General features: G+C 53.3%; 14 protein-coding genes. 8 read left to right on the top strand and 6 right to left on the bottom strand.

The annotated features are described in order from the left end of the window. Positions 1-242: 242 nt before the first annotated feature. Together NYE74_RS00565 and NYE74_RS00560 are read right to left on the bottom strand one after the other, a co-directional pair. Positions 243-1,448, bottom strand: a complete 1,206-nt coding sequence (locus NYE74_RS00565; RefSeq protein WP_036626691.1) for a Ger(x)C family spore germination protein — start codon at positions 1,446-1,448, stop codon at positions 243-245. Between the two features lie 51 nt (positions 1,449-1,499). Further along, a complete protein-coding gene (locus NYE74_RS00560) occupies positions 1,500-3,116 on the bottom strand; it encodes a spore germination protein (protein WP_036626689.1) in 1,617 nt (538 codons plus the stop codon). A gap of 260 nt (positions 3,117-3,376) precedes the next feature. Between NYE74_RS00560 and NYE74_RS00555 the strand changes: the two genes are divergently transcribed. Then, positions 3,377-3,703: an L-rhamnose mutarotase gene (locus NYE74_RS00555; protein WP_036626687.1), complete on the top strand. Its 327-nt coding sequence runs from the start codon at positions 3,377-3,379 to the stop codon at positions 3,701-3,703. 766 nt (positions 3,704-4,469) lie between these two features. Here the strand turns inward: NYE74_RS00555 and pdxR are convergent. Then, positions 4,470-5,870: a MocR-like pyridoxine biosynthesis transcription factor PdxR gene (pdxR, locus tag NYE74_RS00550; protein ID WP_341004545.1), complete on the bottom strand. Its 1,401-nt coding sequence runs from the start codon at positions 5,868-5,870 to the stop codon at positions 4,470-4,472. 144 nt (positions 5,871-6,014) lie between these two features. Between pdxR and NYE74_RS00545 the strand changes: the two genes are divergently transcribed. From NYE74_RS00545 to NYE74_RS00525, 5 genes are all read left to right on the top strand, one after another. Beyond that, positions 6,015-6,986 (top strand): DMT family transporter, encoded by a 972-nt coding sequence (locus NYE74_RS00545; protein WP_341004544.1) that lies wholly within the window; start codon positions 6,015-6,017, stop codon positions 6,984-6,986. 179 nt (positions 6,987-7,165) lie between these two features. Next, complete coding sequence (locus tag NYE74_RS00540; protein WP_341004543.1) at positions 7,166-9,502, top strand: helix-turn-helix domain-containing protein; 2,337 nt, start codon at positions 7,166-7,168, stop codon at positions 9,500-9,502. A gap of 257 nt (positions 9,503-9,759) precedes the next feature. Next, positions 9,760-10,704, top strand: a complete 945-nt coding sequence (locus NYE74_RS00535) for a tripartite tricarboxylate transporter substrate binding protein (RefSeq protein ID WP_371861004.1) — start codon at positions 9,760-9,762, stop codon at positions 10,702-10,704. 41 nt (positions 10,705-10,745) lie between these two features. Continuing rightward, positions 10,746-11,741, top strand: coding sequence for a 2-keto-3-deoxygluconate transporter (kdgT, locus tag NYE74_RS00530; RefSeq protein WP_036626681.1), 996 nt, complete (start codon positions 10,746-10,748; stop codon positions 11,739-11,741). A 696-nt stretch (positions 11,742-12,437) separates the two neighbouring features. After that, complete coding sequence (locus tag NYE74_RS00525; protein WP_036626679.1) at positions 12,438-12,623, top strand: aspartyl-phosphate phosphatase Spo0E family protein; 186 nt, start codon at positions 12,438-12,440, stop codon at positions 12,621-12,623. A 174-nt stretch (positions 12,624-12,797) separates the two neighbouring features. On the opposite strand, the gene NYE74_RS00520 is transcribed toward NYE74_RS00525, so the two are convergent. The 3 genes from NYE74_RS00520 to NYE74_RS00510 form a co-directional block, all read right to left on the bottom strand. Beyond that, complete coding sequence (locus tag NYE74_RS00520) at positions 12,798-13,730, bottom strand: Rpn family recombination-promoting nuclease/putative transposase (protein WP_124332835.1); 933 nt, start codon at positions 13,728-13,730, stop codon at positions 12,798-12,800. A 171-nt stretch (positions 13,731-13,901) separates the two neighbouring features. Beyond that, positions 13,902-14,645, bottom strand: coding sequence for an SDR family oxidoreductase (locus tag NYE74_RS00515; protein ID WP_036626677.1), 744 nt, complete (start codon positions 14,643-14,645; stop codon positions 13,902-13,904). A 344-nt stretch (positions 14,646-14,989) separates the two neighbouring features. After that, the gene (locus NYE74_RS00510; protein WP_036626674.1) at positions 14,990-15,367 is read right to left on the bottom strand and encodes a MerR family transcriptional regulator; all 378 of its coding nucleotides are present in this window, start codon (positions 15,365-15,367) and stop codon (positions 14,990-14,992) included. A gap of 166 nt (positions 15,368-15,533) precedes the next feature. Here NYE74_RS00510 and NYE74_RS00505 point away from each other — a divergent pair, with 166 nt between their 5' ends. Together NYE74_RS00505 and NYE74_RS00500 are read left to right on the top strand one after the other, a co-directional pair. Then, positions 15,534-16,904: an efflux RND transporter periplasmic adaptor subunit gene (locus tag NYE74_RS00505; protein ID WP_036626673.1), complete on the top strand. Its 1,371-nt coding sequence runs from the start codon at positions 15,534-15,536 to the stop codon at positions 16,902-16,904. Continuing rightward, complete coding sequence (locus NYE74_RS00500) at positions 16,897-20,046, top strand: efflux RND transporter permease subunit (RefSeq protein WP_341004542.1); 3,150 nt, start codon at positions 16,897-16,899, stop codon at positions 20,044-20,046. The genes NYE74_RS00505 and NYE74_RS00500 overlap by 8 nt, the downstream gene beginning before the upstream one ends. The last annotated feature ends 28 nt before the right edge of the window (positions 20,047-20,074 follow it).

The following is a 20,074-nucleotide window of genomic DNA, read 5'->3' as shown; positions in this document are numbered from 1 at the left end:
AAATTAAGCCTATTGCGGACAAAAGCTCGCTAAACGGTTCGAATACGACCGTCAGTACGAGCAGCGGACTGGGAAAATGGCGCAATATCAGCGCCGGAATAGATATCCCTACGGCTACTACGAGCAGAATGCAGAAGGCCCACAGGTCTTTTTTTTGCTGTTGTTTCTAAAGTGCCGGCAACTCGAACCAGACGATGATGCCGGCAATGATCAGAATGCCTGTACTCCATAACATGGCCTGTCTACTCCTCCATTTGCTCCGTGACCGGGTTCGCTATCATTCCAATGCGGCGAATGATAAAATCCGTTTTGATGTTTACCGGCAGACTGGTAAAGTACTCCTCATTCCAATTTTCTTTAAGCGTTTTCCAAGCCCGAGGGTCGGCGCGGCGAACGGCTTCGCCAAATCCAAAAATGTCGGTTTTGAACTCGGTTTGCGCTTTTTCTATGGTTGTTTCCATAAATTCGATAAGTTTTTCCTCGATTTTTTTCTCCAGATCGGGTACCGCGCGCGGATCGGTCAGATTCAGATTTTTGGAACCGGAGGCGCCGACATTGCCCTCTGCTGTGAACTGAATTTCGATCTGCGGCCTCCCGTCGACCACCTTGCCCTTCACTGTCGTTTTGCTGCGGAGGAATTCAATGATCACCATGCCGTTATCCGGGGAGCGGACGAACATGACCGTGCTTTTCATGCCGCCGTGGATACTGTGATATCCTCTGCTTTCCCGTTCGCTCAACCAGCCGATAAGCTTGTCCTTATTGAATGCGGCCAGACCGGAAAATTTCAGTTGGGTCGGCGTGTAGATACTGGAGATATTCTTTTTGCTCTCTCCGATTTTCGGGTCTCCGGTGATTTCCAATGCGGTTAATACGGGACTTTGCCCTGTGCTGGACAGGTTGTCGATCAACTCGTCAAGCGTGACCGCAAGGCTGGGGGACCAGTTGACCTCCGAGGTTTCCAGCGACGAGAACAGCTTGTTGGCCGGAACGGGTTCGAGCGGGGTCATGATCTTGAGCATTTCTTGAGCGCTTGCCCCCTTGGCGACAACCAAGTAGAAATTGGGGCGGAATTCATGATCCCGAAACATAAAATCGAGGCTTTGCCCAATACCCTGCCGGGCCAGCGACTCGCCGACCAGAACTATGCGAAGATGGGAGAAATAAATCTTTCTCGGGCTGATTTGCGTCAGTCTCCGCGCCGCTTCGAAAACGGAATCCCCTTCGGCGGTATACAACGTGGCGGGGGCGCCGCCGCTCGCCCCCTTTTGCGCGGTGACCTGTCCAGGATCCACCACCTGTACGGTAAGACGGTAGCGGCCTCCTTCCATATCCACGCCGGCCGCGGCGGCGATGCCGAGTTCGTTGAGCTCTCTGCGATTCCAGCAGCCGGTAATCAGCAGGACGATGGAAAGCAGCAGGATCAGAGAAGCCATGTTTTTTCTCATGGATAAGTCTCCTTTGCATGCGCTGCGGGATTTGCTTGTTGCGGTAGCGCGTTATTCCCGCGATTTTTTCGGCGGGGTGCTGTTCCGGCGCGTAATATTGCTCTGGTTGATGAGACGGACCCGGGAGCCCAGCATCCAGTGGGGAAGCCGGATGATCGAATCCTTGTTATCCGCCGGGATGAGCGGAGCGAACGGGGCCATGTACGGAATTCCGAAAGAACGAAGGCTGCACAGATGTAAAACCAGAACGATAACCCCCGCGATGATGCCGAACAAGCCGAAGGACGCGGCCAGCGCCATATAAGGAAACCGCAGCAGGCGAAAGGCGATTGACATATTATAGGACGGCAGAATGAAGCTGGAGATCGCCGTAAATGACACGACAATGACCATCGCTGCCGACACGATGCCCGCTTGAACGGCGGCTTGTCCGATGACCAGTGTGCCGACGATGGAGATCGCCGCGCCTATATTTCTGGGCATGCGAATGCTGGCTTCGCGCAAAATCTCGAAGGTCAACTCCATCAGCAGCGCTTCGATAAAGGCCGGAAAAGGGACCTGTTCCCGCTGCGCGGCCAGGCTGATCAGCAGTTGCGTCGGCAGCAACTCTTGATGAAAGGTCGTGAAGGCGACGTACATGGATGGTCCGAACAAGGAAACGAGGATCCCAAGGTAACGAAGCAGCCTGACAAAGCTGCTGATATCCGCGCGCTGGTAATAATCCTCCGGGGCTTGGAGAAAGGAAGAAAACAATGTTGGGATAATCAGCGCAATCGGCGTTCCGTCCACCAAAATAGCTACCCTGCCCTCCGCTAACGCGGCCGCGATCACGTCCGGCCGCTCGGAATTGAAAATGGTCGGGAACGGGCTGAACGTTTCGTCCTGAATGGATTCCTCGATATATCCGCTTTCGAAAATACTGCCCACATCGATCCGATTCAGGCGGTCGCGTACCTCTTGCACCAACTTGTCGTTGGCGATGCCTTTCATGTACATGATGGCCACGTCAGTCCGGGTGAGCCGGCCGATTTGCATGGTCTCCAGCCATAGATTCGGGTCTTTGATTTTTCGCCGGATCAGCGCCGTGTTGGTGCGCAGCGATTCGACGAAGCTCTCCCGGGGGCCGCGGACGACGTTTTCGGCGGACGGCTCGGTGACCGCCCGATCTTTCCAGCCGGGAGTGCTGCAAACAATGCCCTGTTTATGGCCGTCGATCAGGATGATTGTGTCTCCGGACAGCAGCGCCTGGTATAAGGCGTCAAAATCGCTGACGTCCTTGATGTCCCCGATTGTCAGCGCATAATTTTTCAAGGCCTGTATGGCATCGGAAGGAAGGGCGATTTTACGGTCGGCGCGGTCAAACAATTTGATATCCAGCATGACGGACTTCATGATGAAATCGGTGATGATATTCTGATCGGCTAATCCGTCGGTATATAGAATGGCTATGGATTGATTCCCTTCATAACCGACCGGCAGGTTGCGGATAATGATATCCGTACTATTGCCGAGCGTCTCTCGGATGGCCTGTAAATTTGTCTCCAGCTCTTCGAATAAAGCGGTAGGCTCAGGCTCGGACTCAGCCGAAGCCGAAACCCGGTCGCCGGAGTCCGTGTTTTTCTTGAATAAACGGGCGGACTTATTATGGAATTTTCTGCGGTAACGCATCGCTGTTCTCCCTCTCAAGGGTGTTTTTAGCCTCATTATTGCCGAAGGAAGGGTTATCCAAACGGGAGGTGCGGCACGCTTGGGATGAAATAATTTAAATGCCGGTTATCGGCCGAGCCGCTTGATTTCTCGCCTTTGCATATCGCCGAATGGACGGGATTATATTAGAATAGAGCTATCCGACACCTCCGGCAGAATGTTTCCGGGGGTGTTTTTTCACGGTTTTCGAGTTTCAAGCTAAGACAATGGAGGGGATTTTTATGGAACAAAGCGGGAAATTCGCCTGGACCTGGCGCGTGAAGGAGGAACATTTGAACGCCTATGTGGAAATGCATTTGAACCCGTGGCCGGAGGTGCTGGAGGAGCATAGCAAGGCGGGCATCCGCAATTATTCGATTTTTCAGCAGGGGAACCAGTTTTTCTATTGCTTTGAGTGTGACGACGTGGACGCGGCGTTCGACTATATTGCCCAAAGCGAGGCGTGCCAGCGCTGGAACGCGATTACGTCGGGGATGGTCGAAGGCTCGTTTGATTTCAACGAACCGAACCCGATCGTTCCGATGCGGGAAGTTTTTTATTTGAAGTAATTTGAAGTAATAGGTACCGCGGTTAATCTGCCTTCCGCCGACATTGGATATATCCAATAGAACTTGTTTGTTGTCCGGAAAACCGGCGGTCTGATTGGATATATCCAATAGATTTGATTTTTTTGCTTGGCAAAAGAACGTTTTGTCTGAGATCTATTGGATTTTTCCGATTGGAGGCCCGCTTTTAGGATGGTTTCGGTAAATCTATTGGATATTTCCAATGTGGGGCTGAAGTAAGAGGGAGGGCCGTTGAACCAACTGCAAAAGTACATTTGGAGCTCCCGCAAATTTCTTTCTTTGAGCTCATGAAATGCAAAAATGCATCTGTTTTGCGACCATTTGATAAAAAAGTATCTATTGACCGGAAATGAACTGCAGATTTGCATTTGGCGAGCTGTTTTCGGGAGGTTTTGACAAAAATCGCCTGCACTTTTGCATTTCGTCGCGGGAGTTGATTCCCCTGAAGTCCGTCCCCTGGAGTCTAAGCCCCGGGTTCCATGCCCCGGAGTCCGTCCCCTGGAGTCTAAGCCCCGGGTTCCATGCCCCGGAGTCCGTCCCCTGGAGTCTAAGCCCTGGGTTCCATTACCCGGTGTCCATGCCCAGAGTCCGTACCCGGAGTCCGTGCCGGGAGTCCATGCCGGGAGTCCATGCCGGGAGTCCATGCCGGGAGTCCATGCCCCGGAGTCCATACCGGGAGTCCATGCCCGGAGCCCATACCCGGAGTGCATGCCCCGGAGTCCATCCGCCAGAATTTATGCCCCAGATTTCATTCCCTCTGAAATCTCATAACAATCTCATGAAACAAAGCGACCCCTTTTTCGATATCCTCGGGTTCCATATGGCCGTAACCAAACAGCAGCTTGTCCGCATGTTTCCCTTTATGGATACAGTGGTACTCTACCGGCGTGACGCGGACTCCATGGTTGATACAGTTCTTGGCGAAGGCCTCGTCGAACTCCATTCCCGGGAACTGGACGGCCAGATGCAGTCCGGAAGCATCGCCCCAAGCATGCCAAATATCCCCGAAATGAGCCTTCAGCGATGCAAGAAGAGTCTGGCGGCGCTCTCCGTATTGTTTTGTCGCCGTACGAATATGCCGGTCGAACTTCCGGCGGTGCAGAAACTCGGCCAAAACCGCCTGCTCAAACGGAGGGTTTTGCACATCCGAATGGGTGCGCAGCTGCCGCCAGCGCTGGTGCAGTTTGCCCGGCAGAATGACATAGCCGATCCGCAGCGCCGGGACGAGCACTTTGCTGAACGTGCCGATATGGATCACCCGCTCGGGATCCATGGCGTACAACGGGGCTACCGGGTCGCCGTAATACCGGAATTCGCTGTCGTAATCATCCTCGACGATGTAGCAGTTTTTTTCCCTGGCATACCTGATCAAGGCGGTGCGGCGGCTTGCCGGCAAAACCCCCCCCAGCGGGAACTGGTGCGAGGGCGTTACATATACCGCACAGTTGGGCTGACCCTGCAGATATTCGGTCTGAACCCCCAGCTTGTCGACCGGGATTGGATTGACGGCATATCCCTTGTTCAACAAGATCTGCAGCATCCCCCGGTTGCAGGGGTCTTCCATGCAGATCGGCTTTCCTTCCTCGTACAGCAGGTCGGTGACCAAATTCAGCGCATGCGTGGCGCCCGCCGTAATAAAAATATCCTCCGGAGCCGCGTATAGGCCTTTGCTGCGGAGCAGATGCGCGGCGATTTCTTCGCGCAGCCTCGGCAGCCCTTGCGGTCCCGTGTATCCAAGGAGATCGTACGGCATTTCCTGCAGCGTCCGTTTCGACAGCTGCTGCCAAAGATACCGGGGAAACAGCCGCAAATCCGGATGGCCTGTCCGGAAGTCGGCCAAAAGCGGCACCGGAGCAGGCCGTACCTCTCTCGACGATTCCGCCGGCGGAGTCAGCGGTTCGAGAACCAGCCCGCCGGCAACCCGCGCAACCGAACCGGGGCGGTTTAGAATGAAACCTTCGACCGCCAACATGTCATAAGCCTCCACTACAGTATTGCGGGATATTTTCAGCTGCTGGGCCAGTCCCCGGGTGGAGGGCAGCGCTTCTCCCGCTTTGATCGCGCCGTTCAAAATCCGCTCGCTCAGCGCCATATAAAGCTGCCTTTTCAAAGGCATTTCACCGTCTTTTTGCAACTCGATTCCCCACATAGAACCTCCAACTGGACCGCTTATTTTTGCGCCGAACCGGTTCTTTACGGGATGCCGGCCGCTTTTTTAAGATAAGACTACTTCCGATTGTATCATGATTTCCGGTTTGTACCATCGCTCAAAACTTCATAAGGATGTGATCCGTTGGAACGGTTAAAGGGAATGGCATGTTTGGCCGGAGCGTTTTCGCTGGCCGGCACTTCCGTGATTGCGGCCCGTTTTTTTTGCGGCCAGCTTGGAATTTTCACGATTACCGGGGTCAGTTTATTGCTGGCGCTGTGCCTGATGCTTCCGCTCGGCTGGAAAGAGCTGAAGGATACTTGCCGCCGCTTGCGGCTTAGAGACGGGGGCTTGTTATTCCTGCAGGCGCTGTTCGGTATTTTTTTGTTCCGCCTGTTTTTGCTGACCGGTCTTGAAAAGACGAGCTCCGGAGAGGCGGGGATCCTGACGGGGGCAACGCCTGCCGTTACCGTTCTGCTCGCTGCGTTCGTGTTGAGGGAACCGGTCGGCCGGCGCGCGCGGCTGGGTATCGTTAGCGCCATCGGCGGCGTTGTTTTGATTCAGTTGTTTTCGGCGGGGAAACTCGGGGCCATGAGTTTGGATCATCTCGCCGGCAACGTCTTGGTGCTTTTGGCGGCGATCAGCGAATCCTCGTTCAACATTTTGTCGCGCGGATTTGCGCTGAAATCCGAAGGCTCGCAGGGAGCGGCCATTCCGCCCATTCCCCAAACCATGCTTGTTACCGCCATGGCCATGTTCCTATGCCTTATCCCGGCCGCTTTTGAACACCCGCTTTCTTCGCTGCGCACGATCGGATGGCAGGAATGGCTGGCTTTGGTCTGGAACGGTCCGTTTGTGACGGCGCTGGCTTTCCTGTTATGGTTTGCCGGCATCCAAAGATGCCCGGCCGCGACGGCGGCCGCTTTCTCGGGACTCATGCCGTTTACCGCTTTGCTGTTGTCCGTTCTCGTTCTGGGCGAATCGTCGTATTGGCTGCAGTGGGTCGGAGGACTTTTGGTCATCCTGGGGATTATCCTGATTGCGGGAAAATCCCAGCCTGAACCGAAAAAGGAGCAGGCGGAAAACTCATGGAGCGAGCTGCCTAATCGGATTTAATTGAACAGCTGATCATGTCGGCAGTCCTTCCCGAGCCCGGGAGGGACTGTTTCCCGTTTTGACCGATCCGCAAAGTTAATCAAAAAATTCACTGTGATGGAATTAAATTGGTGTAAAGTGTATTTAACGGAAAAAATTCAGCTACAGATTTGGAAGGGTGAAGCATAAGGATGTTCCGCATGAAATTGAAATTTTTACTTCAGAACAAGCAAACGAGGCTGATTCTGCTGCTTACGGTTTTTGTGCCGGTCTGCATCACCTCGATCGGGCTCTATTCCTATTCCCAGTATAGGAGCGGACTGGACACGAAACTAAACGCCCCGAATGTGGAATTGCTGCAAATCAACCTGGACGTGACCAACCGGGCGTTCCGCGAAGCGGATAACGAGGCGGTGGACATTTCCTTCGATCAGGGGGTTTTGGCGTATATCTTTGGGCAGGCCGGCGGGCGTGAACCATCGGTGCAGGAACTGCGCGCTTATTTGCACGGCCGCCTTAAAGAGCCGGATATTCATTCGATTCACCTCGTCAAGTTCCGGGGGCGGACGGTAATATCCACCCAGTTTGAAGGGAACCCGGCGTGGTCGAATGCCCCCGATTCGGAGTGGTCCGGTTGGATTCAGGAAATCCGGGATAAACCGCTGCTGATCAAAAGAAGGGTCTACGGCGGCGGCGGGGAGGAGGAGGGCGCGAATCCCCAGCGTCTCGCCGGGCAGACGGAGGTCCTGTCCCTGGTGCGGCCGATTGCGCGCGGCGGCGAAGCCGGCGGGGCGGTGATCGTCAATCTGGACTATGACAGCCTTTTTTCCAAAACCTACACCCATTTGTCGGATTTTCAATTCGTGTTCAATCTCGATGACGAGCTGATTTATCCCAAACTGAATCTTCCCTTTACTCCGGAGGAAATGAGAGAGGTTATCGCGGATCTGGACGTCCGGCCGTTTGGTTACGTCAAGGTGCACGGGCAGGATTATATGGCGAATCAGGCCTTCTCCGACGCGACCGGCTGGCGGCTGGTGTCCCTGGTCCCTCTGGAGGAGCTGCTGAAAAGCGTCACGCTGACGCGCAACATGCTCCTGCTGTTCTCCCTCATTTCCGCCGGGGTCGGCTGCGCGGCCATGTACTACTACAATTATGCCGCATTCCGGCCGTTGAAGCGGATCAACGCCCTGCTTCAGGCCGGGCAGGAATCGCCGGGCCGCGGCAGCTTGTACGAACTGGAACATGTTCTCGACCGGTGGGTGGGCGATTTCCGCATCAAATCGCTGGTTGCCGAGCAAAGCTTGCCGGAGCTTCGCACGAAGCTGATCGGGGAAGTGTTGAACCGGGCGATCGGCTCAAGGGAGATGCAGGCCAAATGGGGGCGTTATTTTCAGGATTGGAAGGCCGCTCCGCTCGCCATGCTGATTATATCCATCGACCGTTACCAGCGGTTTGCCGCCGAATATCGGGAAGAGGACCGCATGCTGCTGAAATACGCGATGGACAACATTGTCCGCGAGAAGCTGGAGCCGTTTTGGCGCTATGTGACGATGCCGTCGCATCACGAGGACATGGCGATGTTGCTTCAGCCAAAAGGGAAGGCGCCGGAGGCCTGTTCGTACAAGGACGCGGCCGATCAGCTGATTCAAGCTATTCGCGAATTTTTGCACTTGTCGGTATCGATCGGGATCGGGGGAGAGGTGTCCCATCTCCCGGAAATCAACCGTTCCTATGCGGAAGCGAAGGAGGCGCTGTCCTACCGTCTGTACGCAGGGTATGGCCAGGCCAGGGATTATCGGGAATGCAGCGTCCGAAGAGACGGCGTCCCGTCAGCCATCCGTGAAGGCTGGAAGACGGAAATGGCCGAAACGCTGCAAACGTCCGGAGAAGGACAAAGCAAACAGCTGATGCATCGTTGGATGCAGGACATAGGCGGCAGGAGAATCCATCCGGAAAGCGCCTATAAATTCATTGACCGGCTTATGGCGGAAATGCTGAGCATGGCGGAGGCGCGCGGCCTGCCCGTCCCGGCCGAGGCGGACGATTATACGTGGTCGAAGCTGACCACCATGGAATTGGCCGAGGCGGAAACGTTGCTATGCCTTCTGGCCGGTACGCTGGCCCGGGAGTTTGCATGCCGGAAGCAGACGAAGGAATTTATTTTGGCACGGAAGATGATTGAATTTATGGAGCAAAATTATCAGGCGAATATCGGGCTGCAAGAGATTGCCGACCATGTAAACATGGGGATTTCCTCGGTAAGCGCCATATTCAAAACGGAGACAGGCAGCACGATTTACGATTATTTGACAAGCCTAAGGATGGACAAGGCCTGCGAGCTATTGCGGGATACGCCGCTAAAGGTGGCCGATATCGCATTGCGCGTCGGATATCAGAACGAAAACAGTTTTATCCGGGCTTTTCGCAAAAACAAATCCATGACGCCGGGAAAATACCGGGAAACCAACAAATTTTCCGGCGGATATGCAGATCCGGCAAATGCGCGCAAATTCGGAATATTTGAAGATTCGTAAGGAGATTAACCGATTGTCCCGCCGCGGCTCTTTCGACTACACTGCCATTGAGAAATAAATCACGTACTAGGTGCGCTCACGTACTTAGGTGCTGATTTGGCTGCTTTGCAATCGGAGGTGACCGCCGCAGGGGAACAACACTAGCTGAACTAGCGGAAAAGAGGAATGGCATGAACGGAAAAAACGGAACAGCGACCGGTTCACGACGGCCGGCGATGGGAGCGTACATGATCGGAATAGCGGTAGTATTGAGCATCATGCTGGCGTACGTCCTGTCTGACCGCCCGAAATCGGCAAACCTGCCGGCGGATTTCCCGCAGAAACCCGTTACTTTGATCGTACCTTACGCCGCCGGAGGCGGTACGGATCTTACCGCAAGGGCACTCGCGCAAGCGGCCGAAAAGCATCTTGGTCAACCGATTGTCGTGGTCAATCGCACGGGCGGCGGCGGGGCTATCGGTTTGACGGAGGGAGCGCAAGCCAAACCGGACGGCTATACGGTAACTTTTCTTGTCGCCGAGCTAACGACCCTTCCGCATCTGGGGCTGCTTCCGGTGACGTACGAAGACTTCATTCCCATCGCGCAAACGAACCGCGATCCCGCCGCGATTACCGTCAGAGCGGATGCTCCCTGGCGAAGTGTCCGCGAATTTCTCGATGATGCGCATGCCCATCCCGGTGAAGTGAAAATGGGGAACGCCGGCACGGGAAGCGTCTGGCATTTGGCTGCCGCCATGCTGGAGAAAGAAGCGGGCGTAAAGTTCACGCATATTCCTTACGAAGGAGCGGGCCCCGCCATATCGGCGCTGCTTAGCGGTTTCGTCGACGCGGTGCCGGTGAGCCCGGCCGAAGTCAAAAGCTATGTTGAGCAGGGAAAACTGCGTACTTTGGCCATCATCGGAGATGAGGAGGCGGCAGCCCTCCCGGGAGTTCCGACGCTGGCGGAAGAAACCGGACTGCATGTGGAGTTCGCGGGAACATGGCGCGGTTTGGCCGTACCGAAAGGAACTCCCGGACCGGTCAGAGATTCGCTGACCAAAGCTTTCATTGAAGGAACCAGGGAGCCTGAATTTGTCGGTGAGATGAGCTCCATGGGGCTTGGTCTGCTGGTCCGGGACGGCAAAGAATTTAGCCGGCATTTGAAAAAAAGCCATGATTTGTACGCGGCGCTGATTCCGGAGCTGGGACTGGGCCGCAAGTGAAATGAAAGCGCATTCTATTGTGCGCGAAAGGTGGAATTGACATGAAAATCAAAAAGACTCTGGAACGGATTCCCGGCGGCATGATGTTGATCCCGCTGCTGTTGGGAGCGGTTGTACACACATTTTTCCCTGGGGCCGGAGACTATTTCGGTTCATTTACAAACGGGCTTATGACGGGGACCATCCCTATTTTGGCCGTATGGTTTTTCTGTATGGGGGCGGCCATCGATATCAGAGCGACGGGGACGGTGCTGAGAAAATCCGGTACGCTGGTGCTGACCAAAATCATTGTAGCCTGGGTCGTGGCCCTCGCCGCTTCGCAATTTTTGCCGGCCGGGGGGATTCAAAGCGGATTTTTTGCGGGCTTGTCCACGCTTGCGCTGATCGCCGCGATGGATATGACCAACGGCGGTTTGTACGCTTCGATTATGCAGCAGTACGGAACCAGGGAAGAAGCGGGCGCTTTTGTGCTGATGTCCCTGGAATCGGGGCCTTTGGTCACCATGATGATTTTGGGCGCCACAGGTTTGGCCGCATTCGAACCGCAGGTGTTCGTCGGCGCGGTGCTTCCGTTTTTGATCGGTTTCCTGCTGGGCAATCTGGATCATGATCTTCGCGAATTTTTCGGAAAAGCTACCCATACGATGATCCCTTTCTTTGGTTTTGCTTTGGGCTGTTCGATTGATTTAGGGGTTATTGTGCAAACGGGGCTTCTGGGCGTACTGCTTGCCGTTTCCGTCATCATCATCACGGGGATTCCGTTGATCCTGGCCGACAAATATGTGGGCGGAGGGAACGGTACGGCCGGACTTGCCGCATCCAGCACGGCGGGCGCCGCCGTGGCCAATCCGATGATCGTCGCCAATATGAAACCGGAATTTATGCCGGCGGCCCAATCGGCCACCGCTTTAGTCGCCGCTTGCGTTGTCGTGACCTCCATTCTGGTGCCTATTCTGACCGCCTATTGGTCGCAGTATATGAAGAAGAAGGCGGGGGCGGCTTTATCCGATGGGACGCCGCCTCAGGTCAAGGTCTAAATGAAGCCGGGAACGGCCGGTAAGCGGTATAAAGTCCGGCAGAGAAAGGGTAACCAGGAAATCTATGCTTGACAGCGGGCTGCTGGTCTGGCGAACCATCGGCTCGGCTGGGGTTCAAAATAGCGGCCCTTTATTCTAGCCCTATTTTGGCGCTTGACGGCCAGCCAAATGGAACGACAAACGATAAGGCGTCGGCGTGTTTAATAGCGGTATTTTATGTACTTATTATCCGGGGCCAAGCATGTTCATCCCCATTAGGAGCACTTTTTGTTCCTATTTTTCTATGAATGGCCCAAAACTCGTAAATTTCCAATGATTCCCGGAATTAACGACATAATTTGCCTCTATTTCTCTCGAACGGGCGGATATCTCTGGAATAGCGACATTTTTTGCTCTTATGTTTTTTGCTGCAGTTTCTCCGGCAGCCTGGCTTTTGCAGGTTTTTCTGATTGTTTTGAGTCAAGCACCGCTTTATGGTTTCGAGTCAGAAAAGGCCTTGATTTGACATATTTAATGTTTGCCCGCAATCTAACCAATAAGTAGAATTTATAAAAAGTAATCATCCCAATCTTAGAGTCCAGCTATCTTAGCGGATACGATGAAATTATAAAATTTTGGTATTTTTTTATATTCTGCAGTAGGTGACGGTATGTAATATTTGGCAACATCTCCTAATATGTTCATGGGGTGAGAGCTATGAGCAATTCGGAGAGAATGAAACTCCGTATAGAGATGGAGAGAAAGGAATTAAATCGCTTGGCCCAGCGGTACGGGCTGCGGCACAAACGGGTCATTCATCAGTCGGTCCTGTTGGACGGACTGCTCAATAAGTACAACAACGTCAATTTAACAGATGTACGAAGAAAGCAGCCGATTGCTTAGTCGGCTGCTTTGTCCTTTGGTCAATTTTTTAGCTTTTGAATTTCTTCGATGGGCACCTCTATCGTTTCAGCGACTTCCTCCACGGAGAAGCCTTTTGAAATCAGCTTGCGCGCGATGGAATGCCTTCCCGAGATATCGTTAAAATTTGGCGGAAAGAGACTTAAATATGCTTGTTCAGGAATTCTTTAACTTCCGTACTTCCTCAATCGGCAATTTGATAGTTTCGGCTACTTCCTCCAAAGAAAATCCTTTGGCAATGAGCCTGAGAGCAATGTTCTGCCGTTCGGTTTGAACTCCTTCCTCCCGCCCTTTTTCATACCCCAGGCGCATCCAGGCCGGCATAAGTTCCATAATAGCTTCCCTCTCTTCCGGATATTGATTGGTTAATTCATAGAGCATCGCTTCGTCCTGTTTCGGATCAGGCACGAAGTATAAGTCGGCAAAGGACATAATGAGCTTTATTCTTGCGCTGTCTAACCTTTTTCTTAGTTGTAAAATCATCCGTAAATACGCCAAGCGCATTTCTCTTTCTTCCCCTCTATTGTACCCCATTTTAGCCAGTAAGGCAGCAGCAACGGGGTTGTTGGAATCGACAAATTTTCGCCAGTGATGATTCTGCAATTCCACTTTCAGAAATTGAAAATGCAGGATTTCCTGACCGGGGATATCCATGCTAAGAGAGTTTCGCTCATCATGCATACTATCGCCGGTAAATACGGCAATCGGAATGATCAGCTTATGTTCTTTCCGGTGGCGTTCGAACAATCGGCTGAAGTAGATAAACATTCTCTCGTGGAAATCCGGCTGTTTATACGATTGCGGCTCAAGATGAATAAGGATGAAAGCATCTGTTGTTATGTACTTTGTTTCCAGCAGCAAGTCGAGCGTTCGCGCTTCTTCACCGACCAAGTCAACGAGTTGCTCCTGCATAAGAAAGCGGGTCTGGCGGTGATCCAGCAGTTTGTCGAGCTCGGGGAAGAACAGCGCAATAAACTCGGCGAAAAAAGTTTGCAGCAGCTTTTTAAAGGCTTCATCGTGCGGGATGTGGTCTTTGCGATAATCCGGTGCGAACGGTTTTTCACGTACTTCTTGCGCATGGGCGTTCATGAAATCACTCTTCCTTTCTATACGAGGTGAGATAACCGAAAACACAAAAAAGCACACCGCGAACGCCTAATAAGCGCATCGCGAGTGTGCTTCACTCGTCTTGTATCCTCTATCATTAGTGTAAACCCGAATAGGGGTTTTGGCAATCGTCCCCTCTTGATTATGCCGTTTTTACAGGCTCTGCGATGTAGGGCGGACAATCAGTTCGTTGATCATCACGTTCGCCGGTTGCTGAATGGCAAATAACACCGTCTTGGCAATATCGTTCGGGTCAAGCTGCTGCCATTCTTTGCTTCCTAATTTCTCTAGTTCCGGATAAATCGAATTGTCGGTAATAGTGCCGTACAGCTCGGTTTCAACGGCGCCGGGGGAGATGAGGGTTGTCCGAATATTTTGATGCGCTGCCAGCTCGGTCCGCATGCCCTCCGTTAACACCCGTACCGCATGTTTGGTGGCACTGTAGACGGAACTGGAAGGGAAGGTCAGATGTCCTGCAATAGACGAGAAATTAATAATATGTCCCTCGTTGCGTTCCTCCATATGCTTGTATACGGCCGCCATCCCATACATGACGCCCTTAATGTTTACATCGATCATCCGCTCCCATTCGTCAACCTTTAAATTCCGGAAAAAAGAAAGCGGCATGATCCCCGCGTTGTTTATCATGATGTCGATTTGTCCGAAGGTTTTAATCGTTTCGTCGGCCAATGCTTCAACGTCCGCGCGCGAGGTGACGTCCGTCACCTTGTAACCGGCTTCGCCTCCGGCGTCCCGGATTTCTGTCTGCAATTGCTTCAACCGTTCTTCCCGGCGAGCAGCCAGCATGACCTTGATCCCGTGCTGGGCGAGGAGCTTGGCTGTAGCCGCCCCCATTCCGCTGCTGGCGCCTGTGATGATCGCTACTTTTACATTCATGAGGTGTTTCCTCCCTGGATAAGATTTAACCAGACTTTGCTGGCCCAGAGTTTATATTAATAAGTGGAGTTAACTATAAGTCAAGTGTCGATATGCAGCGCATTTCTTTGCTAACGGTTGGCATAGCGCTTATTCGGCCGAAAAAACGAAGGTTTCTTTTATAACGGTTGCATGCACGCTTATTTGGGTGAAACAGTCCGTTTGCTTGCGCTCACAACCGTTAGAATTTAAAGGAAAAATAATCCAAATAACCTTATACTAAACTCTAACTATGGATTCCAAAAAAATCGTGCCCCCGCAAGGGGACACGCTTGGTTTCCTGTCACAAAGAGCCTGCGGCTGCTTCAGGGCAGCTTAAGAAATGCTCCCTTTTCCTGCAAGTCGTACAACGCCAGCTTGTAGTTGATTTGCTCCAAATATCTATACGTTTCCGCAAGATCCTTTTCTACTTTTTTCTTATGCTCGAGCATCATTTGTTTGCGTTTTTTGAGCGTGCTCTCGCCTTCCCGGTACAAATCCACATATTCTTTAATTTTGGCAAGCGGCATGCCCGTCGACCGCAGCGCCAAAATAAAATTCAACCATTCAAGACTTTCTTCGTCGTACAGCCGATTGCCGCTCGGATCGCGCTTAACGCCCGGCAGTATACCTTCCCGTTCATAGTAACGAAGCGTATAGGGCGAAATACCGCTCTCCGCCGAAACCTCCTTAATCGTAGACATGATCTTCCCTCCAAAAAAAGAGTTGACTCCAATATTTTGAGGATCATCCTAACACACTGCCGCCTACAAAATCAATCACCAGAGCATTGCTTGACAACCGCATAATCGGCGGGTTACTTTAGAGTTAAAAAAATTACCAATAAGTAAATTGGAGGGGGATATTCAGATGAAAGGACGTTGCTTATGGCTAACGATAGCGGCGATGTTCACGCTGTCTTTAACCGCATGTTCTTCAGGAAGCAATGGAGAAACCGCTGCAGCGAACGCCGACTCGGCAGTCGTTGAGGTTGTAAAGGTGAAACAAGAACCTTTAAACACGGTCTATGACTTGTCAGGCACGCTGCAATCCGCAGATTCGGCGACCGTTACGTTCCAAGCATCCGGAGAAATCAAACAGACGTTGGTGGAGGTTGGCGACAAAGTCAAACAAGGAGATGTCCTGGCCGTGCTGGATGACGCGCAGGCGCGGATTGGGGTGGAACAGGCCAAAAGCGGCGCAGCCCAGGCCAAGGGCCAAGTCAGCGCCGCCGCGGCGGGGCTTGCTCAGGCCGAAGCGCAAATCCAAAGCGCCGAGGCTAATTTGTCCGCAGTGAGGAAGGGAGCGTCCGAGGAGCAGCTAGCCCAAGTCCAAAATCAGGTGAAGCAAGCGGAAGATGCTTATAACAAAGCAAAAACCGATGCCGAGCGTTACCAAAATTTATATGGGCAAGGGTTAATTTCGCTTAATGATTACGAGCAAGCGCAACTTCAGCTCAAAAATGCGACGAACACACTGGACAGCGCAAAGCAGCAACTGAAGGAGTTGACCGACGGCGCGACGGCTGAGCAGCTAAAAACCGCCAAAGCCACGCTTGAACAAGCCCAGTCCGGCAAGCAATCGGCCTTGGCCGCCAAAACGCAAGCCGAGGCGGGGTATCAAAACGCGCTGGCCAGCCAGGAACAGGCCGAGCTGGCCCTGTCCAAAACGAAATTGACGGCTACCGTATCCGGTACAATACTGGAAAAAATGGCTGTGTCCGGCCAGGCCGCCGCTGCGGGAAACCCGGCTTTTGTCATCGGGTCGACCGCCGAACTGCAAGTGCTGCTCCCGGTTCCGGACAGCGAAATTTCCGCTTGGAAGAAAGGGCAGAAGGTTGATGTGGCGTTGGGGAACGAAACCCGGACCGGAACCGTAACCCGCGTTTATCCGCAAACCAATGCGGGGACGGGCACGATTTCCGTGGAAGTGAGCGTTCTTAACCCGAACAAAGATTGGTTCCCGGGACAGGTTGTGAAGGCGGGGCTTCAAATTTCCGATCAAAAGGGGATCCTCGTCCCGGCTGAAGCCGTGATCAGCAAGGGCCAGGAGCCGTACGTGTTCCGTGACGTGGGCGGAAAAGCGGTGAAAACGACCGTCGAACTGGGGGATGAAATCATTGAAAACCGCTTCCGGATTTTGTCCGGTTTGCAGGAGGGAGATGTCGTCGTGACCGCCGGAGCCGAAGGGTTGTTTGACGGGGATTCCATTGTAACGGCGGAGGACACGGCCAATGATTAATTTTCTGGTCAGAAAACGCAAAATCACCCTGTTGTTTTTCATTATGCTTATTTTAGTCGGCGTGTACAGCTTTACGGGGCTGGCCCGTCAGGATATGCCGGATGCAGTGGTGAAGACCGCGCTGGTGACGACGGTTTACCCGGGGGCGACCCCGGAGAAGGTGGAGCAATCCGTCACCAAGGTGCTGGAACAGGCGATCAAAAAGGTGGATAGCGTAGAGAACATCATCTCGACTTCGGGAAGCGGGTATTCCAGCATTACGGTGGAGGCCTACGCGGACGCAGACGTCGAAGCGGCCTGGGACGAGCTGCGCAAGAATGTCCAGGACGCCGCTGCCGATTTGCCGGACGACGTAAATCAGCCGGTCGTCAATGATAACCTGGCCTCCGCTTTTGTCGGCTCCTATGTGATTTACGCTGATAACCGGGAGGACCTGTACACGCTGAACGATACGATGATCGAATGGCGCGACCAGATCCAGACGGTAAAAGGCGTGGCCGGCGTGGAAATCCAAGGGATTCCCGACCGGGAAGTCGCCGTGCAGATCGATACGCAGAAATTGCAGCAATACGGAATTCCGTGGGGAATGGTCGTTCAAGCCGTACAAAAGATGAACGAGCGCGTACCGCTGGGCGACCTGAGTTACGATAGCCGCAATTATCAGCTGATGGTCAAAAGCCTGGATGACGTTAAGAAACTGAATGACGTTTTGATCACGAGAACGCGAGACGGGTTCCCGGTTTATTTAAAAGACGTCGGCGAAGCCAAGCTGGGGTACAGCGATCCGGAATATTTGCCTTATTATAACGGGAAGCCCGCCATTCTGGTCAACGTCAACGCGCAGACGGGCTCGGACGTGCCTTCGATGGATAAGCTCATTACGGCGAAGCTTGGCGATTTGGCCGCAGGCCTGCCGAAAAACGTGATGTTTAAGACGGCATTTGCCCAACTGGAAATCGTGGACAAAATGTTTAATGATTTGACCCGGGAGATGCTGATTGCGATCGTCGCCGTAATTATCGTTTGTATGCTCGGCCTGAATCTGCTGACGGCGGCTTTTGTAGCCTTGGCCATTCCGGTCTCGATCGCGCTGGGGCTAATCGCCTTGCCGCTGGCCGGGGTAACCTTGAATGAAATCACGATCGTCGGTCTGATTATCGTTCTGGGGATTCTGGTGGATGACGCCGTGGTCGTCAACGATAACATCGAGCGGCGGCTCAGCGAACTCGGAGAAAGCCCGTCCGACGCTTCCGTAAAAGGAGCGAAGGAGGTTGCCATTTCGATTCTGACGGCCACGTTGTCGACCATCTTTGCCTTTATGCCGCTGCTGTTCCTTACGGGCGACGTCGGCTCCTTCATCAAGCCGATTCCGATCGTGATTTCCTGCTCCATGTTGGCGTCCATGGCGATGTCGCTGACGATCATCCCGATTTTCCGCGAATGGCATGAGAAGCGCAGAGTCCAGCGTCAAGCGAAAAAAGGCGAGGGAAAGCCGCCCGGTTTGCTTGGTAAACAAATTCATACCGCAACGCAGTGGTATTCTGGTAAAATGATTCCAAAGGTGCTGAAGCGGCCTCTGCTTACCGCGCTGACCGGACTGTTGATCGGCACGGCTTCGTTTGGTTTTGCGCTGCTGACGCCGATCGACCTGTTTCCGCAGGCGGAAGATCCGAACGTGAACATCAATGTGGAAATGCCGGTCGGAACGTCGTTCCAGGAAACGGATCGCGTGCTGTCAAGTATCGCCGAGTGGGTGCTGAAGCAGCCGGAAGCGGAGACGGTCAGCTACGGCGTTGGCGGAAAGGCACCGCAATTATTTTCGGACATCACGAACATGGTAAGCTCTTCGCCGACGGTCGGCCAAATCGCGGTTGCCGGCAAAGAGGGGGAATATAACTGGGAAAAGACGGTGCAATCCTGGCAGGAGAAATTGAAGAAACAGCACCCTGGGGCCACCATCACGACGAACATTCCGCGGCTTGGGACTCCGGTTGGAGCGGCCGTATCCGTGCGGATTTCGGGCGAGGATTTGGCTGAACTCCAGACCCTGTCCCAGCAGGTGAAGGAGAAAATTGCCCGGGTGGACGGCACCTCGGGAATCAAAGACAATTTTGGAAACCAAAGCTATACGCTGGAGTTTGCCGTTAACGAAGAGGCTATGAAACAGCATCAGGTGGATTACCAGACCTTGACCCAAACGCTGAGGCTGATGGGCGACGGCCTCGATATCGGCGATTTTGACACGGGGAAACAAATCATCGATGTCAATTTGTATATGAAAAACAAGAACGGCAACCCTAGCGATCTATTCCAACAAATTAACGTAACCAATGACCAAGGCGTGCAGGTGCCGTTGTCGCAGCTCGCGGAATTAAAGCCGTCGTTCTCCATCCAGAAAATTCAGCACTACAACCTGGTGCGTACCGTTACGGTGGAGGCTGATGCGACAGGCGGCAAAACCGCAACGGAGCTTAATGCGGAAATTAGCGCTCTGCTCGGCGACATGCATTTTCCGGAGGGCTACACTTGGACGCTTGGCGGCGAAACGTCCGATCAGGCCGAGATTTTCGCGGATTTGGGCAGCTTGTTCATTATCGTCATCTTCTTGATTCTGCTGCTGATTACGGTGCAGTTCTACTCGCTGTCGGCGCCGGTCATCATTATGACGACGGTATATCTGGCTGCGGCGGGCGGAGTCATCGGCATCTTTATTTCCGGCTCGTCGATCGGCTTCATGAGCATCATGGGGATTATCTCCCTGGCGGGGATCGTCGTGCGTAACGGGATCGTACTCATCGAATTTATCGAGGATGCGCGCCGCGAAGGCGTAGAGCTTAAGGAAGCGATCATCGGAGCGACCTCGGCGCGTTTCCGGCCGATCCTGCTGACCTCGCTGACCGCCATCATCGGTTTGTTGCCGCTGGCCCTTACGGGAAGCATCCTGTTCCGGCCGATGGCCTATACGATTATTTTCGGGCTGATGTTTTCGACGTTGCTCACTTTGATCGTCGTTCCGTCTTTGTATATGGTGGTAGCCTTGTATAAAGAAAAACGCCAGAAGCGGAAAGCAAAACGGGATGCCGGACCGGGGGAACCTTCGGGCCATCTTCCGGAAGGTCCGAATAACCCGCTGACCATGTAAGCAGTCCGCTCGTTTAGCGGGCAGGTCT

It is taken from the genome of Paenibacillus sp. FSL P4-0127 (genome assembly GCF_038007325.1).
Taxonomy (GTDB): domain Bacteria; phylum Bacillota; class Bacilli; order Paenibacillales; family Paenibacillaceae; genus Fontibacillus; species Fontibacillus macerans.
The sequence above is the reverse complement of the archived record's forward strand: the minus strand, read 5'-3'. Positions and strand labels throughout refer to the sequence as shown.

Coding starts and splice junctions, on each gene's coding strand:
- NYE74_RS00565 (WP_036626691.1), bottom strand. CDS start 1,448: ATGAGAAAAAACATGGCTTCTCTGATCCTGCTGCTTTCCATCGTCCTG.
- NYE74_RS00560 (WP_036626689.1), bottom strand. CDS start 3,116: ATGCGTTACCGCAGAAAATTCCATAATAAGTCCGCCCGTTTATTCAAG.
- NYE74_RS00555 (WP_036626687.1), top strand. CDS start 3,377: ATGGAACAAAGCGGGAAATTCGCCTGGACCTGGCGCGTGAAGGAGGAA.
- pdxR (WP_341004545.1), bottom strand. CDS start 5,870: ATGTGGGGAATCGAGTTGCAAAAAGACGGTGAAATGCCTTTGAAAAGG.
- NYE74_RS00540 (WP_341004543.1), top strand. CDS start 7,166: ATGAAATTGAAATTTTTACTTCAGAACAAGCAAACGAGGCTGATTCTG.
- NYE74_RS00535 (WP_371861004.1), top strand. CDS start 9,760: ATGCTGGCGTACGTCCTGTCTGACCGCCCGAAATCGGCAAACCTGCCG.
- kdgT (WP_036626681.1), top strand. CDS start 10,746: ATGAAAATCAAAAAGACTCTGGAACGGATTCCCGGCGGCATGATGTTG.
- NYE74_RS00525 (WP_036626679.1), top strand. CDS start 12,438: ATGAGCAATTCGGAGAGAATGAAACTCCGTATAGAGATGGAGAGAAAG.
- NYE74_RS00520 (WP_124332835.1), bottom strand. CDS start 13,730: ATGAACGCCCATGCGCAAGAAGTACGTGAAAAACCGTTCGCACCGGAT.
- NYE74_RS00515 (WP_036626677.1), bottom strand. CDS start 14,645: ATGAATGTAAAAGTAGCGATCATCACAGGCGCCAGCAGCGGAATGGGG.
- NYE74_RS00510 (WP_036626674.1), bottom strand. CDS start 15,367: ATGTCTACGATTAAGGAGGTTTCGGCGGAGAGCGGTATTTCGCCCTAT.
- NYE74_RS00505 (WP_036626673.1), top strand. CDS start 15,534: ATGAAAGGACGTTGCTTATGGCTAACGATAGCGGCGATGTTCACGCTG.
- NYE74_RS00500 (WP_341004542.1), top strand. CDS start 16,897: ATGATTAATTTTCTGGTCAGAAAACGCAAAATCACCCTGTTGTTTTTC.